The organism is Rossellomorea vietnamensis NBRC 101237, assembly GCF_001591825.1.
GTDB classification, from domain to species: Bacteria; Bacillota; Bacilli; order Bacillales; family Bacillaceae_B; genus Rossellomorea; species Rossellomorea vietnamensis.
The window spans coordinates 12,216-34,253 of record NZ_BCVQ01000028.1 but is presented as its reverse complement, the minus strand read 5'-3'; the positions used below and the strand labels follow the sequence as shown (position 1 = coordinate 34,253).

Genomic DNA, 22,038 nt, shown 5'->3' with positions numbered 1-22,038 from the left:
GGAGGGACGGACCTTCAAATCTGCTTGGTTTGGAGCGTCTTTTCCAATTAGATAAGGGTTTGTGACGAAGAATGGAAGGTCCGTCCCTCTAAACAGGCAGACCTTTCAAGAACAAATCGCATTAATTCAACGATGATATGAAATAAATGAGGCGGATGAGCTAAAAAGTTGAGGTCCGTCCCTCAAAAATATAAGAAGAATGGTGCATGTGGTATGAAGCAGGCTTGGTGGAAGAGGTCGGTTGTGTATCAGATTTATCCGAAGAGTTTTTATGATACGTCGGGGAATGGCGTTGGGGACATTAAGGGGATTACGGCGAAGCTGGATTATTTGAAGGAGCTTGGGATTGATGTGGTGTGGATCACGCCGATTTATAAGTCTCCTCAGAATGATAACGGCTATGATATTAGCGACTATTTCAATATTCATGAAGAATACGGAACGATGGAAGATTTCGATGAGCTTCTGGAGGAAGCACACTCCCGCGGCATCAAGATCATTATGGACATCGTGATCAATCATACGTCGACGGAGAATCAATGGTTCATCGAGTCTAGGAAGTCGAAGGACAATGAGTACCGTGACTTCTATATTTGGAAGGACGGCAAGGAGGATGGCTCCGAGCCAACCAACTGGCAGTCGAAGTTCGGGGGCAATGCGTGGCAGTATGACGAGGAAACGGGTCAGTATTACCTTCACCTCTTTGACGTCACCCAGGCAGATTTGAATTGGGAGAACGATAAGGTCCGCGAGAAGCTTTATGACATGATGCACTTCTGGCTGAAGAAAGGTGTCGATGGCTTCCGCCTGGACGTGATCAACCTCATTTCCAAAGATCAGGCTTTCCCTGACGATGACGGCTCGGTCGCTCCCGGGGACGGACGCAAGTTTTACACGGACGGGCCAAAGGTCCATGAATATATGCAGGAAATGAACAAGGAAGTCTTCTCTCAATACGACATCATGACCGTCGGGGAAATGTCGTCGACGACGATCGACAACTGTATCAAGTATTCGAACCCGGAGCGCAATGAGCTCAGCATGACGTTCAATTTCCATCACTTGAAGGTGGATTACCCGAACGGGGAGAAATGGTCGGTCGCGGACTTCGACTTTCTGAAATTGAAGGACATCCTGTCTACCTGGCAGCGTGAAATGAACAAAGGCGGCGGCTGGAACGCCCTCTTCTGGTGCAACCATGATCAGCCGCGGATCGTGTCCCGCTACGGTGACGACGGTGAGTACCGGACCGAATCGGCGAAGATGCTCGCGACGACGATCCATATGATGCAGGGTACCCCTTATATTTATCAGGGGGAAGAGTTCGGGATGACGAATCCGAAGTTCACGAGCATCGATGAGTACCGTGATGTGGAGTCCCTCAATACGTACAATATATTGAAGGAACAAGGAAAATCGGAAGAAGAGATCCTCGAGATCCTGCGCCACAAGTCCCGCGACAACTCACGGACACCGGTACAGTGGAACAGTGACGAGAATGCCGGGTTTACAAGCGGTACCCCTTGGATTCCTGTAGCGAAAAACTATCAGGAAATCAATGCAGAACAGGCGCTGGATGACGAAAACTCAGTGTTCTACCACTACCAGAAGCTGAACCGTCTTCGTAAGGAATATGACATAATCGTCGACGGTGATTACCAGCTGATCCTGGAAGATCACCCGGACATTTTTGCCTATGTGCGGAATGGAGACGGCGAAAAACTGCTTGTGGTGAATAACTTCTACGGTCGTGAGACAGAGTTCACGCTTCCGGATGAGGTGGCTGTGGGCGGATGGTCGAGTGAGGTTCTGATTTCGAATTATGAGGATGTGAAAAATGTGTATTCTCAAATCTCCCTTCGTCCTTATGAATCTGCTGTGTTTCGATTGACGAAATAAGGTAAAATAACGTTTGGGGTTTTGGCCCTGAACGTTATTTTTTATGGTTACATTAGTAAAATTATGGGTATTGTGTACTACAAATCTCTATTGAAAGGATGCTTATGAACAATCAAAAGAAAAAAGCGGTAAAAACCGCGTTATTATTGTACCCCATATTAATGGGTACAGGTGGGACGATTATGCTGGGTGTACTTTTATTATGGGTTATCCCTAAAGACGAAATCCCAAGCGTCGCCCTCCCTCTTTCCATGCTGGGGATCTACATATACGGAACTTGTGCAATCTCATTAATTGTAAGAGAGAAATTCTTTAAAGGAGAAATCCAGTGAATATATCTGTAAAAACCATTCGATTCTCATTATTATTTTTTTCTATTTTCATCGGTTTGATGGGAACAATCTCATTGCTCGTTTTACTATTTTGGGGGATACCGAAGGAGGACCTCCGTTCACAGCTACCTGCAATTCTCCTTTTTGCCGGGGTGGTGTATGGGGTTTGTGCAGTGCCTCTTATCATTCGACATTTTTTACGAAATAAGGTCAGCAGTAAAATTGAGTCGTTTATTCAGGAAAAACGACCGATGAAACAGATTTTCCGTACTGTGCTGATGCTTTTTGCCATCCTTACGATGCTCAGCGGGACGTTCTCTCTATTCATCATAGTTTTGAACTTTTTCACACAAGAAGACTTACCCGACCAGCCGTTTATGGCATTAGTTGCTTCAAGTATCCTCAACTATAGCTTTGCCACCATATTCTTAGTGGTGCGTACAAAGTTTTTCAAGAAACACACAAATTAGTAAACTAGTTGAATTTCAAAGTTAACATTTATTCTCTATTATGGGATAATAAAGCTAAAAGGAGTTCCTGCAACGAACGCAACAACCAAAGTTCAAACTCTCTTGCAAGAAATAGAAACAAAGCGTGTCGAACTTAAATATTTTGCGCTTTACCATGGTTTCTCACATCCTGAAACCGTAAAACTCAGTCAGGAACTTGATGAACTATTCAACCGTTATCAACGGTTGAAATAAATAAAAGGCTGCGCACCAACGCAGCCTTTTATCTTATTCCGTCGCTTCCTCTTCTCCCTCACTGGCCAAGAAGAAAATCGCCGCAACCTTCCATCCATCGTCTTTCTTATGGAAGACGGTTACCTGCTTCCCGGAACGGGTCACTTCCTTATCACTGTTCGGGTCCTTCGTCGTTGCTTTGATTTCTGCATAGACATCCGCTTTCTTGCCGGCATAATTGATGATCTTTACATTCTCCACGGTACGCTTCGAATCGACACTATCAAAGATCTGCTTCACATAGCGCTCTTCATCTTCGTACTTGAAGTTCACCGGTGTCTTCGAGATGACACTCATGTATGAATCGAAATCTTCTTCGTTAAAGGCATTGATATATTGATTAAAGGCAACGTCGATCGCCGATTTTTCCTCTGCCGGTATCCCTTCCGCTTCCTTCAGCTCACTTGCGTCCTCCACGATCTGCGTCATTTGGGTCAGGGATGCCGCTTCATCAGTCGCAGGATCATCTTTCGGGCTGACCTCTTCCGTCTTCTTTGCCGTCTCTTTGTCTTCCTTCTTCTCTTCGTCTGCCCCACAAGCACCCAACAATAGCGTGCTCATGCCAATTCCCAACATGATTTTCTTCCAATGCTGTTTCGACAATGCTCTTCACCCTTTTTCTAAAATTTGCACTATCTCCATTCTATTGAAAATATTCACAACACTCAAGTTCAATCTCATTTCTTCCTATTAATTATGGTAAAATAATAGCAGGTGATATTATGACGAAAAGCAATAAATACCAACAAATCTTCGAGGATCTCTCTGAAAAAATACAGAACGGCACGTACACAGCGAACTCAATCCTGCCATCTGAAAACGAGCTCACGGTGATCTATGCCACTTCACGTGAGACTATTCGTAAAGCGCTTACATTACTGGCTCAAAAAGGGCTCATACAAAAGCTGCGTGGAAAAGGCTCCCTCGTACTCGACGTGTCACGTATGAGCTTTCCCATCTCAGGCCTTGTAAGCTTCAAAGAGCTTCAGACCTCCATGGGGCGTGATCAGATTGAAACGTTCGTCCACGAATTTGGATTAATCTCCGCCGATGATGAGGTCGCTACTCAACTCGAGACGTGTCGCGACGCTGAAATCTGGAAAGTCGTCCGCTCCCGCAGAATCGGAGGCGAGAGGATCATTTTGGACAAGTCCTATTTCCTGAAAGAACAAGTCCCTTTACTGACAAAGGAAATATGCGAGAACTCCATCTATGAATATCTCGAAGGAGAGCTCCAGCTACCCATCGATTTTGCCAAAAAAGAAATTGTGGTGGAAGAGTGTACAGGTGAGGACCGGAAGTACCTTGATCTGAATGAATATGACCATGTAGTGGTTGTGAAGAACTATGTCCATCTAAAAGATGCGACGTTATTTGAGTACACAGAATCGCGGCACCGGCTGGACATGTTCCGGTTTGTGGATTTTGCACGGAGAAAGCATTGAGTTGGGCCCACTTCCTGTTTGGGGAGTGGATTTTTTTGACTGTCTGTTGATTTCACCTGCTGAATTCCAGCCTATATTCAGCAGGTGAATTTAACCCTTTCTTCACCAGATGAACCACCAACACCCCCCATACCCATTCAAACATATCAAAAACGACCCTCCACCATGAAGGGTCGCTCTCTTAACAACAAATTAACAATACTCTATCTAACAACCGGTACTTATCGTACTTCCACCCAACCGTTCTTGATCGCAGTCACTACTGCCTGGGTACGGTCGTTCACGTTCATTTTTTGCAGTATATTACTTACATGATTTTTAACAGTCTTTTCACTGATGTATAAGCCTTCACCGATGCCACGGTTGCTTTTACCGTCTGCAAGCATTTGCAGGACTTCACATTCGCGGCGTGTTAACAGGTGAAGCGGGCGGCGAACTTCGGATTGCTGGAACCCGCCTGAGTTCTGGGCGTTTGCCAGGCGCTTGTATTCTGCAACCAGATTATGCGTCACTTTTGGATGTACGTATGAACCGCCTTCAGCGACGATTTTCACAGCGTCAACCAGTGCGTCTGAGTCCATTTCTTTTAACAGATAACCAAGTGCACCCGTTTTCAGCGCATGGTTTACATAGTTCTCGTCATCGTGGATGGACAGGATGATGACTTTCGTATCAGGATACTTGTCCATTAGTTCACGAGTCGCTTCCACGCCGTTCGTCTCAGGCATGTTGATATCCATGAGGACTACGTCGGGTTCATGTGTTTCTACGAGGTTCATTGCTTCTGAACCGTCATCACCTTCTGCTACTACATTGAAAGAAGGTTCGAATTCGAGGATTCGTTTAACCCCTTCCCTAAAAAGCTGATGATCGTCAATGATAACAATATTTGTTGCCATGTCTTTCGCCTCCCTAAACCTTCGAAAATTTACGTATTAAGCGGAACCTGGATCAGAATGACTGTCCCTGCCCCTACTTTTGAGTCAATCGTGATGTCCCCTTCGAGAAGGTCGACACGTTCTTTCATCCCCATGATTCCAAAGGATCCTGTTTTTTGTTTATCTTTATCGAATCCTTTGCCGTTGTCTTTGATGACAACTGTTATTTGGTCTTTCTTTACTTCTACTTTAACTTGGATATGCGTGGCTTCTGCGTGCTTAAGGGCATTCTGGACACTTTCTTGTACTAATCGGAACAGAGCGACTTCGAATTTGGAAGGAAGTCTGATATCGAGCCCCATATTCACAAACTGTATGGAGGTCTCCTGGTTATACTCTTCGATTGTACTCAAGTATTTTTTGAGGGTCGGTATCAACCCAAGGTCATCAAGCGCCATTGGTCTGAGGTCATAGATGATGCGGCGGACCTCATAAAGGGCTGAGCGGACCATCCGTTTAAGATCGCGGATTTCCGTGATGGCATGCTCTGTACTCTTTTCCCTGAATACTCGTTCAATCAGATCTGAGCGAATCATTACATTGGCCATCATTTGTGCAGGTCCGTCATGGATTTCGCGGGATAAGCGTTTTCGCTCGTCCTCCTGGGCCTCGATGATACGTAGCCCGAAATCCTGGCGCTGCTTCGCGTCTTCTAACGCCTCACCCACTTGCCGTAAGTCACTGTTCAAATAATTGAGAACGACGGATATCTGTGAGCAGAGATTCTCTGCCTTTTCAATCGTGTCCCCGAGTGCTTGCAAGCGTCTTTCCAGTTCATCCCTGCGGTTCCGAAGCTGCTTTTCCTGCTGTCGGTTCATGGATAACTTCATCTGCAGGTCATGAGCCTTCTCGTACGCTTCTCTTACCTGGTCTTCTGAATAGGTTTGGAAATGCTTGCTGACTTCAGAAAGTCTGAGCCGGGCAAACTTCGATTTCTGTTGGAGGTCATCTCCTTCATCAATCACCTTCAGGACCATTTCTTTCACTTCCAATAATTCTCTCATCAATTCTTCATAATCAGTTCGACATTGCTCGCCAATCTGGAAGATCTCATCCTTACTTTCGTCAACCGTATCGACCATCTTTTTCAGGATGCTATCCAACATCTTGGTGTCTATTTTTTTAAGTGACACGGTACACCCCTCTTTTGTTCCACAATAGTCGTCCGCCTAGCTTCAAGAAAACTATCCTTGCATAGTAATAATCGGTTTTATTCGCTCAGGGCAACATGCCCATAGACCTACTGTTCATTTATACTAGAACGTACCTATTATCAATTCAATGGAAAGTCATGAAACTCCTTTATTCATCTAGGCATATTCCTATGTAATACTTCTACCAAGGGATTATTCGCTCCAGGAATAATAGAGAAACTATGGCAATTATCTAGACCATTCGGCTTCCCTAAAGAAGCGTTGGAACAACTGAAGTATTACTATCAGCGTCCATTATACCATGTCACATATTGTCGGAGATTAAAGTTTGATTACATTGTATTACCATTATTTCATGTAGAACCAGTTTTTACCGCGGAAATTGTCCAGAATTGTGCATTCTTCACCATTTTTCTATATAGTAGAATTAGGATAAAAAGCGCGGACTTTGTCGTACGCTGCGGCAATCATGAAAGGAGAAATGATTTTGCTACATCAGTATAATACCGTCAAGGGTTTTGGAGAAAATGAAATCAATATCGAACGCTCAAGATTCATCACATATGTAAATCGGGTGGAAAACGAGGAAGAAGCCCAGGAATTCATTGCAACGATCAAAAAGAAGCACCACGCTGCCAATCATAACTGCTCTGCCTATATGATCGGTGAACAGAATATGATCCAGAAAGCGAACGATGACGGAGAACCGAGTGGGACAGCCGGCGTTCCCATGCTCGAAGTGTTGAAGAAGCGGGATTTGAAAGACACCGTCGTCGTCGTGACACGTTATTTCGGCGGGATCAAGCTCGGGGCAGGCGGGCTGATCCGCGCGTATGGACGGGCTACCTCAGAAGGACTCAACGCCACCGGTATTGTCGAAAGACGTCTCATGCGTGTGATGAAGACGAAAATCGATTATACGTGGTTAGGCAAGGTGGAAAATGAAGTGCGGTCGTCTCACTATCAATTGAAGGACATTCATTATTTGGATGCTGTGGAAGTTGAAGTGTATGTAGAGGAAGCGTCTAAGGATCAGTTTGTTGATTGGATGACGGAGCTTACCAATGGGCAGGGTGAGATTTCTGCGGGGGATGTGGAGTACTTGGAGACAGATGTATCGTAATTGGCTGAGGGACGGACCTCTACACTAAAGGTCCGTCCCTCAGGAAGTTGTAATGAAAATTTCATTTTACGGTAGCTCGGATACATAGTAAAATATATTTTGGAGTAATTCGTCGAACATTGTTGGATTTGAAAATAATTAATTATTCCTTTTATTCGGAAATAAAAGGAATGAAATGCATGTGTTTCCCAAAATAAAAAAATGACTACATCACCCCATAAAGGAGTTTACTATTTATGCCTGTTGACCGACAGTATCAGAGAATCGTCAAAAAGAGAAAACGCAGGAGACGTGTTCTTTTCTTTTTAATCATCCCCATATTACTCATTGCCTTTTCTGCCGCAGGGTACGGTGCTTATTTGTATAAAAAGGCAGAGACTGTGTTCTCAAATTCCTATAAAGATTTGGATGGCCGGGAGAAATCTGATAAACGTACGGACGTTGTAGATCCTGAAGTTGATAATGTTTCTGTTCTCTTCATTGGAGTCGACGGAAGTGACAGTAGGGATTTTGGAGAAAAGACCCGATCTGACGCCCTTATGCTGGCAACACTGAATGAAAAAGAAAAGACCGTCAAGCTTGTAAGTATCCCCCGCGATTCTTACGTATATATTCCAGAAGTCGGGTATAAGACGAAAATCAACCACGCCCATTTCTTTGGAGGACCTAAAGCAACGATTGAAACCGTGGAACAAACGTTGGATATCCCCGTTGATTATTATGTGAAAATGAACTTTTATGCCTTTATGGATGTAATTGATGCTTTAAATGGCATTAATGTAGATGTACCTTATGAGCTTTCTGAAAAAGACGCTGAAGACAACCATGATGCGATTCACCTGCAGCCTGGAAAACAAAAGCTAAATGGTGAGGAAGCGTTAGCTCTTGCAAGGACCCGGAAGCAGGATAACGATATTGAACGTGGAAAGAGACAGCAGGAGATCATTAAAGCCATCATGAAAAAGGCGGTATCCGCCAACTCCGTTTCCAAATATGACGATATTATTGAAGCCATTGGAAGCAATATGGAGACAAACATGACGTTTGATGAGATGAAAGCATTAACGAGTTATGGATTAAATGGAAAGTTGGACTTAGAAACCTTATCCCTTGCAGGTGAAGATGACTATATCGATGGTACTTATTATTGGTCGTTGGATGACGAAAACCTGGATGAAGTGAGTGAAACACTGAAGGATCATCTAGATCTTAAAGAAGACTTCTCAATGGATCAAAGTCAAGGGGATAATGATAATGGCCTGGAGTGAATCCAGGCTTTTTTTATTTGCTTAAATGTATAATGTTTTTAAAATGTACAAAGAATAAACCAATAAAAAAATCGGGTTCAGTGACTGAACCCGATTTTTTTAACTGTTATTTCGTTTCGTTTTCATGAATTTCAATAATGGTTGGTGGTCATTCCCGATTAGCCCGATGCTTTCAACGAAGATTTGAATAGCGAAAAGCAAGACCGCTATGAATATGAGCGATCCCCAAACGGTGGACTGGGAAAAGATCAGTGCAGCAAGGCCAAACAGTGCTGCAATCGCATATATGATTAACACGGTTTGTTTATGTGAATATCCCATCCGTAACAGACAATGATGCAAATGAGACTTGTCTGGAGCTGATAAAGGCTGCTTATTCACAAAACGTCTGATGATGGCGTAGAACGTATCCGATATTGGAACACCAAGAATGATGACAGGGATGATTAAGGATACGACGGTAATATTCTTGAATCCAAGTAAAGCAAGAACAGAGATCATATATCCTAAAAACAATGCCCCTGTGTCACCCATGAAAATTTTCGCAGGATGGAAATTATAAAATAAAAATCCTAATGTGCTGACAAGGAGAATGGAAGCCATGACAGCTACAAATGTATCTCCCATGATAACGGCCATTCCGGCGATGGTGATGAGTGCGATGGAAGAAACTCCCGCAGCCAATCCATCCAGTCCGTCAATCAGGTTAATGGCGTTCGTTACCCCCACAATCCAGATGATGGTTAGTGGAATACTCATAAACCCGAATTCAATCTGACCCCCGAATGGCAGGTTAATGAATTCGACCTGAGCACCGCCCCAAACAACCACAAGCACGGCTGCAACAATCTGGCCCAGAAGCTTATACTTCGCAGAAAGCTCGATCATATCATCCAGCATTCCCGTCATGACGATGATGGCAGCACCAGCTAAAATGGCCGTTGAATAAACATTCTCAGGTTGTAGGATAATAACCCCAATGACAAAGCTTATAAATATCGCTAATCCTCCAAGACGAGGCATGATTTTTTGATGTACTTTTCGTTGGTTTGGCCGATCTGTAGCTCCGATTTTAAACGCAAGCATTTTCACCAGCGGTGTTAGTATAATCGAGGCAATAAAGCATATAAACAAGGTTAAGTAAACCATGTAGTACCTCCTTAATGATATCATATCCAAAAACGGATCATTTCATATTGCTATTTATATCTAATTGAACCAATCGCTCAGTTCTGGTCATTTTCAGTATTCAGTAAAGCAAATCCAAAAATGATTATAACATTTAGTTTCATTGTTTCCTATACTAAAATTCTACAATTCTTGTAAAAGAGACAAAAGTATGACTCCTATCCTTTTTATACCCCTCTATTATAAGACGACAAACATTTCGTAAAAGTTGCATAATTTTGCTAATTTTTCAAGCTAGTAGTCTTTTTTTCTCAGTTTTGATAAGATTAACTAATGATGGCGTACATTTCTAAGGACTGGTTAAGGAGAGAAAAATTGATGATAAACATATTAAAAAAAGCAGCAACTTCTGAACGCCAATTAAAAAAATACTATAAACAAGTAGAAAAGATAAATGCAATGGAAAGCACATTCGCTGATTATTCTGATGACCAATTAAGAAGCATGACCGAGTCATTTAAACAAGACCTCAAATCAGGTAAATCCATTGCGGACATTACAATTGATGCGTTTGCAGTGGTTCGTGAGGCAGCGAAACGTGTTCTCGGGATGAGACACTACGACGTTCAATTGATCGGAGGATTGGTTCTTTCGGAAGGAAACATTTCCGAAATGGCCACTGGAGAAGGTAAAACGTTAGTCGCTTCCCTCTCCTCTTATTTGCGTGCGCTGGAAGGTAAAGGGGTCCATGTCATTACAGTAAATGAGTATTTGGCCAAGCGTGACCGCGAACAAATCGGGAGAATTCATGAATTTCTCGGATTAACCGTCGGATTAAACCTTCCACTAATGGAACCCGATGCAAAAAAACAAGCCTATCAGGCAGATATTACATACGGAGTCGGCGTAGAATTCGGCTTTGATTTCTTAAGGGATAATATGGCACGTGATAACCGTGATAAGGTTCAAAGGCCTTATCATTATGCCATCATAGATGAAATTGATAGCGTGTTGATCGATGAAGCCAAGACCCCCCTGATCATCGCAGGAAAGATGCAATCAAGTGCAGAGCTACATTATATAGCCGCCAAACTCGCCAAGAGATTCAAAAGCGAAACCGACTATGAATTTGACGAAGAAACAAAAGCAACCAGCTTAACCGATACAGGAATCGAAAAAGTAGAAAAAGCCTTTGGTGTCGATAACCTTTATGAACTCGAACATCAAACCCTCTACCATTACGTCATCCAGGCTGTCCGTGCCCATGTCATGTTCGAGCGTGATGTAGATTATATCATCCACGAAGGGAAAGTCCTCCTTGTCGATATGTTCACAGGTCGCACAATGGAGGGACGGACCTTAAGTGATGGCCTTCACCAGGCAATTGAGGCGAAGGAAGGTCTTGAGATTACGGAGGAAAATAAATCCCAAGCTCAGATCACCATTCAGAACTACTATCGTATGTATCCTATCCTTTCAGGAATGACAGGTACTGCTAAAACAGAAGAAAAAGAATTCAGGGAAGTCTACAATATGTATGTCTTCACCATTCCTACAAATAAACCAAAGATCAGGGTCGATATGCAGGATCGTGTGTACGAAACAACTGAGCAAAAATACGCAGCAATGCTTAAAGAAGTAAAAGAACGTCATAAGACAGGGCAGCCCGTTCTAATAGGAACGACATCCATTCTTCAGTCTGAGCGTGTTGCGAAGTATTTGGATCAGGCCCATCTATCTTACGAGCTTTTAAATGCTAAAAGCGTTGAACAGGAGGTCCGCTTAATCTCTCTTGCTGGACAAAGAGGTCAAATAACCATTGCGACGAACATGGCCGGCCGGGGAACGGACATCATTTTAGGCAACGGGGTTGCTGATTTGGGCGGCCTGCATGTGCTTGGGACGGAAAAACATGAGAGCCGCCGGATTGATAATCAATTACGCGGGCGTTCCGGCAGACAAGGTGATCCGGGTTCCAGCCAGTTCTTTCTTTCCATTGAAGATGATATGTTCCGCAGGTTTGCTAGCGAGGATCTCGAGAAATTCTCTAAAAAGATGAAAGTGAATGCTGACGGCCTTATCGAGAACAAAGGAATTCATGAATTAGTCGAACGGACACAAAGAATAGTGGAAGGTGCTAACTATTCAATGCGCGAATACAATCTGAAGCTCGACGATGTCATTAATGAGCAAAGAAATGTCATGTATTCTCTCCGTGAAAAAGCATTGAATGGAGAGCCCCTCCTTCCGATTTTCAAAGGGATGGTTGAAAGTACATACACGAATACCCTTGAAAATACCTGTCCTGCGGAACAGCTTCCGGAAGAATGGAGAATTGACCAGCTGTGTCTGGTAGTAAATCAACTTTTCATTGAAAAAGTAAGTGTACCTACCGAGATTGAAGAACGTAAAGAGATTGAAAAACAACTCTTACCTTCCTATACTCTTACAAGTCAGTTCATTGAAACGTTTGAAGAAAGTAATCAACTGAATAACACGTTCTCCCAGATTATTTTGAGCTACATCGACAAACATTGGATCAGTCATCTCGAAAGTATGACCCGCCTGAAAGAAGGTATCGGACTGCGCTCTTATCAACAGGAAGACCCTATGCGTATTTATGCAAGAGAAGGCTTGGAGTTATTTACTGACATGTTCTATTCTCTTGAGAAAAATATTGCCACTGAAGGTATAGCCTTACTGAAACATATGAAACAAGTTGAATCATCAGAAAAGGAGTGAAGGATATGTTTACCTTTTTCAAAAAGAAAAGTGCAGATGAGGTAGTGAAAACAGGCGGAGACAGCTCAATATCATCCAACGAGCTTGTTGACGGTACACATACAGCTCCCCTGGAAGAAGAAATCACCACATCCCTTTCCATACATCCTAATTGGAATCTTCCAAAGGAGAAAGAGTATGTATTTCGATTCCTGAATAATGACTTGCAACCATTAAAACCTAACCAAATTTCATTATCTGGAGTGGAATTGGGACAAGATGAAAACGGGATTCAGGTTACAGCCTTTTTACGCAATAGCCTTTCTAAAGGGATCAAGCTCGAAAAAGTCGAACTACTCCTTTTAGATCGCGATCAAACCCTTCTTGCGAGAAAAGAATTTAACCTGGCGGAATTAGGTGAAATTCCAGGTGAAAGCAGCCGTCCCTGGATGTTTATTTTTGAAAATGACGCAGTAGTGAAGACTGAGATCCCCACTGAGGGCTGGTCACTTGCTTTCAATGTCAGTTCATTGCAACCACATCGACTTGAACTTGATCAAAAGTGGGACGATTCACTCCCTCAAGAAGAAAAGGATAAACTTGAGAAAGTAGTTGAGAGTCTACCTGAATTAAAGCCAAGGGAATTCAATCTTATGGGTATCCAAGCAAAATTCTTGGACAATGGCGAGTTAGCTACAACCATCCTATTCAGAAACGGGAATCCTAAATCTGTTCAGGTACAACAGCTTCCATTGGAAGTCATCGATGCCAATCAAGAAGTAGTTGCAAGAGGCTCCTTTATATTGGATCAGTTCGAAGTGAAAGCAAACACTTCGAAGCCCTGGACATTTATCTTCCCGGTGGATATGGTTATTAAAACAGAACCGGACCTTTCAAAATGGGCGGTTCGACCTATTCAATCATGATAATCTTTTATGGAGGCTCGAAATCGAGCCTCATTTTTTTTAGGTAAAAATACATATTGTAAAATACAAGATAATTATTTGTAAAAAATAAACTTTTCAAATAATTGAGGGAGAGATTCTGATATAATGGACATAGATTGATAGATTTCGACAGCTTTACTCTGTCAATCTGTCTATTTATTACTTAATACTTTACAAAGGGGAGAGCAAAGAATCATGAAAAAACAATCGTATAACAAGTTATTAGCGTCTGCTACAACCGCTACATTAGTAGCAAGTGCTTTTGCACCAATGGTTTCAGCTGACGAAAAGGAATTCAAAGACGTTTCCAGCAGATATATAGATGCTGTAAACTTTCTTGTGTCCAAAGGGGCTAATGGTTTAACGGAAGACCAGTTCGGAACTCATATGTCTATCAAACGCGTAGATGCCGCCGTTCTTATAGCAAAAGTATTGGAGCTTGATACAGAGTCTGCTCCTGATTCGGGATTCCTTGACGTACCTTCACGTGCAAAAGGGGCGGTCAATGCACTGAAAGAAGCCGGAATTACGACAGGTAAGAATAGTACAACCTTTGACTCTCACAGCCATGTTACCCGTGGTGAAATCGCCCTTTGGTTAGATAGAGCATTCCAACTGGATGGAATGGCTGACGTACCATTTAAAGATGTTAACTCCAGATATAAGGACGCTGTCGGTATGATGGTAGCCAATGATATAACGCAAGGTTTAACGGAAACCTTGTTTGGTGTAGACTCTCTAGCAAAACGCGGAGATTTTGCTATCTTCTTACATAAGGCATATCAGGCCATGGAAGATCAAGCTGATTATTCATTAACCTTAATGCATACAAACGATACACACGCCCATTTAGACGATATTGCGAAACGCGCTACAGCTATACAATCTGTACGAGAAGAAAATCCAGATGCCCTACTTCTGGATGCCGGGGACGTATTCTCTGGTACTCTTTATTTCAATGAATTCCTTGGTCAGGCGGATTTAGAGTTCATGAACTATTTAGGATATGATGCCATGACGTTCGGTAACCATGAATTTGATTTAGGTGCAAGTGCAGACGGTCATAAAGCTCTTACAGAGTTCATCAAGGGTGCTGAATTCCCATTTGTGAGTGCTAACGTTGATTTCTCTAAAGACTCCAAGTTTGATGGATTACAGAATTTCGATCTATCAGACGACCCTACTGATGGGGAAATTTATAACGGCATCGTGAAGGAAGTGAACGGTGAAAAGATCGGTATTTTCGGTCTTACAACTGAAGAAACTCCTGACATTTCAAGCACGGGCAGTGTTGAATTCCAGGACTATATCGAACGCGCCACAGCAATGGTGGAATCATTTGAAGAGCAAGGTATTAACAAAATCATCGCCGTTACTCATCTTGGATATGATGACAGTCTTCAATATGATAACGACTTAGAATTAGCGAAGGAAGTTGAAGGAATTGATGTCATCGTTGGCGGACACAGCCACTCTAAGTTGGATGAGCCATTCCTAAATGAAGCTGGTGTCGAGCCGACAATCATCGTTCAAACTGGTGAATATGGGAAAGCGTTAGGCACTTTGGACGTTGCTTTTGATGAGGATGGAATGATTACCGGTTATGCAGGTGAACTTCTAAATGTAGCTGACTTTGAAGCAGATCCTGAAGTAACTGAAATGCTCAAGCCTTATGCTAAACAGATTGAAGACCTTAAAACACAATCAATCGGTGTTGAAGCTAAAGCGGTATTAGACGGAGTTCGTGAAAATGTCCGTACTAAGGAAACGAACCTAGGGAACTTAATCACGGATGGTATGCTTGCAAAAGCAAAATCCATCAACCCTGAAACGGTTATTGCCCTGCAAAACGGAGGTGGAATCCGCGAATCCATTGACGCAGGTGACATCACAATGGGTGAAATCCTTACTGTTATGCCATTTGGAAATTCACTTGGAATCATGAACTTAACGGGTGCTGAAATCACCGAAGCATTAGAGCACAGTGTAAGCGCAGCTCCTACAGCAAGCGGCGGATTCCTCCAAGTATCCGGACTGAAATTCCAATATGACAGCAGCAAACCGGCTGGTGAAAGAATTGTTTCAGTAGAAGTGAAAGACGGCTCTACTTACACTCCACTAGATGAGAAAAAATCTTACTTTGTAGCGACAAATACATTCACTGCCAAAGGTGGAGACGGCTACGAAGTATTCAAAAAAGCGTATGAAGACGGCCGAGTAAGCGAACCAGGATTCATTGACTTTGAAATGTTCAGAGACTACTTAAAAACACTTCCAACTGTAGATCCAAAAGTGGAAGACCGTATTGTAGACGTGAACACAACAAACGAATAATCATCACATAAAAAAAGCGATGGAGCAAATGCCCCATCGCTTTTTTTCTATTATTTTAATGCCCGATATAAGAATACGCTAAAGTCTGTTCTTGATATTGGGTTGGCAGGTCTGAATGTGCCGTCCGTAAACCCTTCTGTTACTCCGCTTGCCGCTAATGCCTTTACAGCGTCGTACGCAAAGCTTGAAGTATAATTATCACTGAATGGGTTATCAACCCCAAGAGGAAGTTTATATGCCCGTTGCAGGACTACAGCCATTTCAGCTCTTGTCAGCTTGGTATAGGGATCAAAAATTTCTCCATCCTTTTTCCCTTTCATAATGCCTGCATTCGCCACAGCCGCAATTTCATTATAAAAACGGTAAGAAGAAGGAACATCTGTAAATCCAGGATCAACTTGTGAACTTGTATTTAAATCCAACGCTCTCGCCAATAGAATCGCTGCTTGAACACGATTCAGTGTGGTTGCTGGCTGGAATTTTCCATCAGGGTAACCACTAATGATCCCTTTATCTACTAGACTGCTAACTTCTGTTTCCGCCCAGTAGTTCAAGCCTGTATCTTTGAACAGCGGCTCTTTATGGCTACTGCTATAAACAGCTTGTAATTCATCAACATAAACCGTTCCACTGGTCTTTAATTCCTCATATGGCTGAGCAAGATAAATCTGCTTTATCTTGATTGGAGCCTTCCAAGAAGAGTTGATGTCTGCTGAGACATATTTCCACCCGTTCCATGTAAGACCCTTCTCCTCAGTAAAATTGACGGTATGTTCTGTACCATTTCCATCTACTACTTTTCCTCTTACCCATTGAAGGTTACCATCTCCGAATAAACGCATTCCAAGCTTTACAGGCACTCCCCCAAGATCCACTGGATTCTTAGCATCCAGATAAACCGCTGATGTTCCAGTTTGGGATTTAGAGAATTGATAATCCCATTTTAATGCCTGAGATCCCTCATATTTAGGCATTGTGGTGGAAGAGATACTTGAAGCTGCCCTTGCATTACTAGTCGACCAGTTAGTAATCGTATCCAGAGAATCGACCTTAACCACATTCCCACCAATGGTCACCGGAACGGTTACTTTCGTCGATCCGTAAGTAGCTACGATAGATCCACTTCCCTCTCCATTCTTTGCAGTGAATAAACCATTAGGAGAAACTGTCCCGATATCACCTGATACTTTCCACTGAACTGAAGCATTGTTCATAATAACCGGTGACTGGTTTGTATCCAATCCGCTTGCATTTAATTGAATTTGTTGTCCGCTCATTAGCTTAACAGTACTTGGTGCAACGGTTAATTTACCAATCTCATCCACTATCTTAATCGGAAGGGATTTGGTTGCCGTTCCGTACTGCACAGTCAAATTCCCGTGCCCTGCTTTATCAGCAGTAAAGGTTAATCCGTTTACACTACCCAGGTTCTGAGAATCAATCAGCTTTGTATTTGAACTGCTAACGGTTACCGGGTTATAGTATTGGTCCAATACATAGTCCATGTTCACCTTGATGCTTGCTCCCTTTAATAAAGCTCCTTCAGCTGATTTACCAGCATATATTTGAGTAGGAATCCCCTTAGGAGCAGTAGAGACAGCCATCAGTGTAGTAGATATCGACCTTTCAAAACCGTCCGATGGTTTGTTCGCGAGCTTCACCTGAGTATCTCCCGGAAAGCGCGCAGCCATCGTTGTCGAACCGCCACCATCTAAATTTAGGGCCGTGTCTACACCCATACTCTTTAGATGCTGAGCGAATTCAGTCAAACTCATACCTGTACTATATCCTGATTGTCGTCCATCCACGGTGACAAAATATACTTTTCCACCTGAACGGTCAATCGCTACAGCCGTTCGCGGAGCACGTTCCCTCGCCCGTGGGCTATTAGGATCCATGCTTAGGGCCACTTGTCCATTTTCAACTAAAAGTGGACCACCGGCTAACATGAAATCTGAATTCTTCCATTGTGAATCGATATCCACGGATAGATTGATAGAATCTCCAATCTGCATGGTCTTCAAAGCTTCTAAACTTTCACCATGAGCAGATAACACAAATCCATCAGATGGTATCTTCGTATTCGTCCCATCCCCATGGCGACGGATCGCCTGAACTTTCCCCGTTACTTTGGACCCGAATTCCAAATCCAGCTTGGAGTCAAGTCCACTCACTACGACTTCCATCCCATATGGGTTGGTATTGGTATAACCTCCAGGAAAATCCGGTGTATACAATATCAAATTATCATATGATCTTTCTTTATTTGTACTAGTGATTGAATACGAATTTCCATTATGTACAAACGATAAATCAAGATTATAATGTTCAATCTTTCCTTTACCCTGGCCATCAATGCCAAAGGCAATTGGCTCATTTACATATTGATCCTCGCCAGTTGCGATAATTCCCGCATTCACCAATTTATTTCGATATGAAATCAGGTACATTGGAAGCAGATCCTGATTAAAGAATGAACCATTGATTGCTCCGATCACCTGGTGTTGATCAGTAGTCAATGCAATTGCCTGCGATGTGGTTCGTGCCAGTTTATTCAGCGGATTGGGTACCCCCACTTCCACTTTTGTATTGGGGTCCGATAAATCCATTTCTAAAGACTTAATGGCTTGGGCACTCGTTGACGTAATACGAGTATCCTTATATATAACCCCGGATGATGCCTTAAACTGATCTACAATATTCGTAGCAGCTAAAGCAGAAGATGTCGAAACACTCTGAAGCAACAACAACAAAATGACAAAAGATGCAAAAATCCTACGCTTGGAAAACAACAGATTTCCTCCCTTTACATTTATAGTAAGTTTTCCCTACTAAAGTATAAACTTTTAGACTAGTAAAATACAATGATGCTTTCGACATAATATTCCAAGAAAGAGCAAAATAAGGCTTGTTTCCACCAAATTTTCTCGTGCAAAATTTATCTAACCTTATTAATTTTAGAATTTCACATAAAAAACCTTGTAGAGAAACTCTCTACAAGGTTTTTTATAATAATTAGATTACAGCTTACTTAGAAATAGAGCTGTTAGCTACAGCATTTCCGTTAGCATCAACTAAGTTAGTGTTCTTGAATTCTACTGTTAAAGAATCAGTTGTCTTAAGGTTGTCAGTTGTTACAACTTTGAGGTCACCATTCTCAACAGATACTGTATATTTACCAGAAGCTAAAGCTACATTATTAACTTTTACGGTAACACCAGTTACAGCTGTATCAGCTTTTACTGATTCAGAGAAGTCAACCATGAATGTTTTGCTGTCTGCTAAAGTAATTTTAGATGCAGTTGGGACGATGTTTTCCTTAAGAGTAAGGCTTACATTAACTTTTCCACCTACAAGGGTATTTCCGTTTTGATCAGTCAGGTTTGTTCCTACAAGTGCGTAGGCACCATTAGCAGTAACAGATCCTTGTGGTAAAGTGATAACTACTTTAGATCTGTTATCAACAAACTTAACAGTAGTTCCTGCTGGTAATGATTTTCCACCTAACATGTAGTTAGAAGCATTTACTGCTGAATCACTCATTGATTTGTTGAAATTTAAAGTAATTGCCATGTTATCCGCTTGTGGAGTTGCAGTAAATGTAACGTCCTTAGCATCTGTAGATGGTGTTGTAGTGTACTCAGGAGCAACTGCTGAGAAAGATACTGTATCAGCTACTGTATTTCCATAAACATCTGCTACAACTTTACCAGCTAATTCAAATGAGTATGAAGATTTTTCTTTAGTATCAACAGTAATCGCTAAAACGTTAAGTTCACTTCCTTTGATACCATCTTTACCGTCTAGATCATAACCATAAGCTACATTAGCTGTAGAAAGGTTAACAGTATTATTAGACTGATAAATTCCATCAATTGACTTGATTGCAAGTTTTGCAGATGAAAGATCGCCTTTTTTCACTACGTCATCAAAAGTTAGCAATAAAACGTCGTTTGGAGCATCTTTACCAACAGTCTTGATTGATGCTGAAACGAATCCAGGAGCAGTCTTATCAGCTGTGAAAGTTGCATTGAATTTTGCTGCATCCATAGTATTAGAACCATCAGTAAATCCACTTACAACAACTTCTTTTGTAAAGAATGTTACACCTGAGGAGAAGAAATCAGCATCTTGAACATCAACTGTATAAGTCATTTTATCTTCTGAAGCAACTAGCTTGTCAGAAGCAACATCAGTACCACCAATTGTAACTTTACCAGGAGTAACTTCTTCAGAGAAAGTAAGAGTTAATTTATTACCAGTAACAGCTGATGAAACAGTTGGTTTTGAATTGTCTACATCTGCCTTAGCTACTGTGAAGTTTACAGTAGTTTGACCAGCCATATTGTCAGCAGCATCTTTTGCTCCTACAACATCAAGTTTGTAAGATTTTTCTGCTTTAAGATTCTTAATAGTTAATGTTTTTCCATTTACAACATAGTCGGTACCTTCAGATAATACGGATCCATCTAAACTAACAGTTCCAGCAGTTACTAATGCTTCAGAGAAAGTAACAACTGCTTGAGTACCTTTAGCTTCTACAGTCGCAACAGTTGGGGCTGCAGTATCTTTATAACTGAATAAAGTTACATATTTCTCAGTTAAAACTTTTGTATCTGCTTTAGTTTTGATAGAGTCGATTTGTAAAGTAGCGTTTGTAACATCAATTACATTTTCAGCTGTAAGCGTTACAGTTTTACCGTCTTTAGAAACAACTGGGGTAGTACCGGTGAAATCCACACCCGTTAATGAGTAATTAGTCAAATCTTCAGCATCTGTCTTATCAACAGCTTGATTGAACTTAACAACTAATTCTTTACCGCTAACAGCCATTACAGAAGCAACTTTAGGTTGGCTGTAATCAAACTCAGCGTCAACTCCATTAACAATGATTTGACCTTTAAGTCCGTTAAGGTCATTGTTTTTGTGCATGATCGTTACTGACTTGCGATCTTCAGAAAGTTCAGCACCAGTTACTTCTGGAGTAACTTCTGTACCGTTATCTAGTACAACTGTTACGTCTAGTTTTAAGTCTTCAACTTTAACGCCTTCTTCAACTGCTTCTTCGAAGTTCACAGTGAACTCAGTGCTGCTTGAAGACTTTACAGTTGAAACGTCCGGAGTCACATCTTCAAAGTTGATTGATTTGTAAAGAAGTACTGCGAACTCACCACGAAGGATCTCTTGGTTTGTACCGAAAGTAGTTTCAGTTTTACCAGTTGTGATTCCAGCGCCGTAAAGAGCTTCGATGTAAGAACCGAAAGTTGAAGTCAAGTCAGTGAATGGAGTATCCATTGATTGATCTTGTAAGTCGTAAGCGTTAACTAGGATTTTAGCCATCGCTCCACGGGAAAGTTCAACATCAGGGCGGAATTCTGTATCAGAGAAACCGTCCATGATTCCTGCTTCAACAAGAGCGTTTACTGCACCTGCAACACGGCTGTTTACGTCTTCGAAACCAGCGTCAGTAGCAGAAGTAGTGTCAAGTTCTAAAGCGTTAGCAATGATTACTGCAGCATTTCCACGAGTCAGGCTCATGTAAGTACCGAAAGTAGTTTCAGTGTAACCTTTAGTGATATTGTTGCTGTATAGGTAGCTAACTGCCTCATCATAATTAGTGTTAACGTCCGTGAATGGGTGATCTGCTGCAGATGCTGCAGGTGCGATTGCTGAAGCAACTAAAGCTGCTGTAGTTCCAGTTGCTAAAAACTTACGATAAGACTTTGATTTGTAAGCCATTTAAAATATTCCTCCTATGGGTATGTAGTTGTTTTTGGGTAATTGGGTAATCTAGGTAAAAACACCAGTCCATTAGACTAGAAGTTTTAAAACACCAGATAGCTACTACTAAACTACTAGAGATGTTTCGACATACTTTTTAATAATATTGTATTATTTGAAAAGAAAACGTCGAAAAACTAATAGATTAGCAAACTCATATCCTTATTCTAGCAGAAACATGGAAAAATTCAACCTTTATTTACATATTTTTTCCCTATTCGCTAG

16 protein-coding genes are annotated in these 22,038 nt (G+C 41.9%); 10 read left to right on the top strand and 6 right to left on the bottom strand.

Features of this window, described 5'->3' with window-relative positions; all coding sequences use genetic code 11:
- The first annotated feature begins 213 nt into the window (after positions 1–213).
- The 4 genes from treC to BVI01S_RS22210 all read left to right on the top strand — a co-directional run bounded on the left by treC (position 214) and on the right by BVI01S_RS22210 (position 2,935).
- Complete coding sequence (gene treC / locus BVI01S_RS14350; RefSeq protein ID WP_061810722.1) at positions 214–1,899, top strand: alpha,alpha-phosphotrehalase; 1,686 nt, start codon at positions 214–216, stop codon at positions 1,897–1,899.
- Positions 1,900–2,003: 104 nt separating this feature from the next.
- The gene (locus tag BVI01S_RS22580) at positions 2,004–2,231 is read left to right on the top strand and encodes a hypothetical protein (protein WP_156477338.1); all 228 of its coding nucleotides are present in this window, start codon (positions 2,004–2,006) and stop codon (positions 2,229–2,231) included.
- On the top strand, positions 2,228–2,701 hold the full coding sequence (locus BVI01S_RS14345) for a hypothetical protein (protein WP_061810721.1): 474 nt from the start codon (positions 2,228–2,230) through the stop codon (positions 2,699–2,701). Before BVI01S_RS22580 ends, BVI01S_RS14345 begins: the two co-directional genes overlap by 4 nt.
- A gap of 102 nt (positions 2,702–2,803) precedes the next feature.
- On the top strand, positions 2,804–2,935 hold the full coding sequence (locus BVI01S_RS22210; RefSeq protein ID WP_244886944.1) for an aspartyl-phosphate phosphatase Spo0E family protein: 132 nt from the start codon (positions 2,804–2,806) through the stop codon (positions 2,933–2,935).
- Between the two features lie 33 nt (positions 2,936–2,968).
- Here the strand turns inward: BVI01S_RS22210 and BVI01S_RS14340 are convergent, their stop codons facing one another.
- Positions 2,969–3,577, bottom strand: a complete 609-nt coding sequence (locus tag BVI01S_RS14340) for a Cif family virulence factor (protein WP_061810720.1) — start codon at positions 3,575–3,577, stop codon at positions 2,969–2,971.
- 119 nt (positions 3,578–3,696) lie between these two features.
- On the opposite strand from BVI01S_RS14340, the gene treR reads away from it, so the two are divergent.
- Positions 3,697–4,419, top strand: a complete 723-nt coding sequence (treR, locus tag BVI01S_RS14335) for a trehalose operon repressor (RefSeq protein ID WP_061810719.1) — start codon at positions 3,697–3,699, stop codon at positions 4,417–4,419.
- A 221-nt stretch (positions 4,420–4,640) separates the two neighbouring features.
- Here the strand turns inward: treR and BVI01S_RS14330 are convergent, their stop codons facing one another.
- A complete protein-coding gene (locus BVI01S_RS14330; RefSeq protein WP_061810718.1) occupies positions 4,641–5,318 on the bottom strand; it encodes a response regulator in 678 nt (225 codons plus the stop codon).
- 29 nt (positions 5,319–5,347) lie between these two features.
- Positions 5,348–6,490 carry a sensor histidine kinase gene (locus BVI01S_RS14325; RefSeq protein ID WP_061810717.1) on the bottom strand — a complete coding sequence of 381 codons (1,143 nt, stop codon included), beginning with the start codon at positions 6,488–6,490 and terminating at the stop codon, positions 5,348–5,350.
- Between the two features lie 508 nt (positions 6,491–6,998).
- On the opposite strand from BVI01S_RS14325, the gene BVI01S_RS14320 reads away from it, so the two are divergent.
- Both BVI01S_RS14320 and BVI01S_RS14315 read left to right on the top strand, forming a co-directional pair.
- Positions 6,999–7,634 carry a YigZ family protein gene (locus BVI01S_RS14320; protein WP_061810716.1) on the top strand — a complete coding sequence of 212 codons (636 nt, stop codon included), beginning with the start codon at positions 6,999–7,001 and terminating at the stop codon, positions 7,632–7,634.
- A gap of 236 nt (positions 7,635–7,870) precedes the next feature.
- A complete protein-coding gene (locus BVI01S_RS14315) occupies positions 7,871–8,902 on the top strand; it encodes an LCP family protein (RefSeq protein WP_061810715.1) in 1,032 nt (343 codons plus the stop codon).
- A gap of 99 nt (positions 8,903–9,001) precedes the next feature.
- Here BVI01S_RS14315 and BVI01S_RS14310 read toward each other — a convergent pair whose 3' ends face one another.
- On the bottom strand, positions 9,002–10,051 hold the full coding sequence (locus tag BVI01S_RS14310) for a glycosyltransferase family 4 protein (RefSeq protein ID WP_061810714.1): 1,050 nt from the start codon (positions 10,049–10,051) through the stop codon (positions 9,002–9,004).
- A 357-nt stretch (positions 10,052–10,408) separates the two neighbouring features.
- On the opposite strand from BVI01S_RS14310, the gene secA2 reads away from it, so the two are divergent.
- From secA2 to BVI01S_RS14295, 3 genes are all read left to right on the top strand, one after another.
- Complete coding sequence (secA2, locus tag BVI01S_RS14305) at positions 10,409–12,772, top strand: accessory Sec system translocase SecA2 (protein WP_061810713.1); 2,364 nt, start codon at positions 10,409–10,411, stop codon at positions 12,770–12,772.
- Between the two features lie 5 nt (positions 12,773–12,777).
- Entirely contained in the window at positions 12,778–13,677 is a 900-nt protein-coding gene (locus BVI01S_RS14300; RefSeq protein ID WP_061810712.1) for an accessory Sec system S-layer assembly protein, read from the top strand.
- A 216-nt stretch (positions 13,678–13,893) separates the two neighbouring features.
- Entirely contained in the window at positions 13,894–16,032 is a 2,139-nt protein-coding gene (locus BVI01S_RS14295; protein ID WP_061810711.1) for a 5'-nucleotidase C-terminal domain-containing protein, read from the top strand.
- 50 nt (positions 16,033–16,082) lie between these two features.
- Here the strand turns inward: BVI01S_RS14295 and BVI01S_RS14290 are convergent, their stop codons facing one another.
- Entirely contained in the window at positions 16,083–18,824 is a 2,742-nt protein-coding gene (locus BVI01S_RS14290; protein ID WP_061810710.1) for a phosphodiester glycosidase family protein, read from the bottom strand.
- 235 nt (positions 18,825–19,059) lie between these two features.
- Positions 19,060–21,771, bottom strand: a complete 2,712-nt coding sequence (locus BVI01S_RS14285; RefSeq protein ID WP_061810709.1) for an S-layer homology domain-containing protein — start codon at positions 21,769–21,771, stop codon at positions 19,060–19,062.
- Positions 21,772–22,038 lie beyond the last annotated feature (267 nt).